Origin of the sequence: Bacillus infantis, assembly GCF_020171945.1 — a bacterium.
GTDB lineage: Bacteria > Bacillota > Bacilli > Bacillales > Cytobacillaceae > Bacillus_AB > Bacillus_AB infantis_A.
The window spans coordinates 1-1,396 of sequence record NZ_JAIVAP010000041.1; the positions used below are offsets into that span (position 1 = coordinate 1).

At 39.2% G+C, this 1,396-nt stretch carries 2 protein-coding genes; both read left to right on the top strand.

Annotated features, from left to right (window positions below; genetic code table 11):
* Window positions 1–78: 78 nt before the first annotated feature.
* Window positions 79–393, top strand: coding sequence for a helix-turn-helix domain-containing protein (locus LCM00_RS24505; RefSeq protein ID WP_148974205.1), 315 nt, complete (start codon window positions 79–81; stop codon window positions 391–393).
* A gap of 44 nt (window positions 394–437) precedes the next feature.
* A complete protein-coding gene (locus tag LCM00_RS24510) occupies window positions 438–1,268 on the top strand; it encodes an IS3 family transposase (protein ID WP_318247654.1) in 831 nt (276 codons plus the stop codon).
* Window positions 1,269–1,396: the final 128 nt, after the last annotated feature.

The following is a 1,396-nucleotide window of genomic DNA, read 5'->3' on the forward strand; positions in this document are numbered from 1 at the left end:
CCTGTGCTCGACCCCCTTATAATGGACAAATAGACCATCATAATTCGGTGATATACTAACATATAAGGGGGAATTAAAATGAACAAGCCTACTCGTAAAAGACACCTTGATCCCGATATAAAAATTAGGGCATCCCAGGAATACCTAAATGGAGTGAAAAGTTCATCTCAATTGGGGCATGAGCTAAATGTTGACCCGGATACCATCTTAAATTGGGCTAAAAAGTATAAACTCCACGGCGCTGCCTGCTTCAATAAATCGACCAAAAATCAATCTAGTCAAACTGCAGAATTACAAAAAGAAATTGATCATTTAAAGTCCACGTTAAAAGCAAAAGATTTGGAGATTGAGATTCTAAAAAAGTTCCAGGCCTCTCTCAAAAAGAACGTATAAACAAGAAATACGAGGGTATTTCTGCTTTGAGGGAGGAGTATCCCGTGACCCTCTTATGCCAAATTCTCAATGTGTCGAAAAGCGGGTATTATGCCTATTTAAAACGGCCAAAACCTGCTCTTACATCTGACGATAAAAGGCTTATTACAAAAATCAAAAGAGCATATACCCTGCACAATGGTACCTACGGTGCCAAAAGAATCGCCAAATACCTGAGTAAGAGCGGCACTCGAGTGAACCACAAAAAAGTGGCTCGTCTGATGCGGGAGATTAACCTCCAAGCTGTTGTTCGCCAGCCGAAAACAACCTATAGTCAAAAGGCTCAATCCGCTGGATATATATACGAAAATAAGTTGCAAAGAGACTTTCATGCCATATTGCCCAACACTAAATGGGTCACTGACGTGACGGAGGTTTTGGTAGACAGCCGTAAACTTTATATATCAGCCGTTATGGATCTATTTAACCGTGAAATAGTAGCACTTCAGGTAAGTTCAAGCCCGAATGCAGAGCTTATTAAACAAACACTGTTGGAAGCAAAAAAGAACCGCAAGCTCCCTTCGTTGAAGGGAGTAACGATTCATAGTGATCAGGGCAACGTATACCGTTCGTTCGCCTATAACCAGTGGAGCAGGGAATATGGTTTTACCCCTAGTATGTCCAGGAAAGCAAATTGTTGGGATAACGCCGTAATAGAGAGCTTTTTCTCCACACTCAAAGTAGAAATGCCCTGCTTCTTCCCGTTAATCTCTTTAGAAACAATAGAAAGCTATTTACTCAAGTACATAAAATACTTCAACGAAAAGCGCATACAAAAGAAATTGAGCTATCAATCCCCTAAAGAATATTTATCATTATTTGACCAAGCTGTTTAAAAAATAGGATGTTGTAGCTTTATTTTCTATACACTTTTTTAGGAAATTAGCTAATTTCTCTGTTCTTCATTATAGAAATAACCGATTTTTATTAGTGTCCATTTTTAAGGGGCTTGACCACTGTCACC

Coding starts and splice junctions, on each gene's coding strand:
- LCM00_RS24505 (WP_148974205.1), top strand. CDS start 79: ATGAACAAGCCTACTCGTAAAAGACACCTTGATCCCGATATAAAAATT.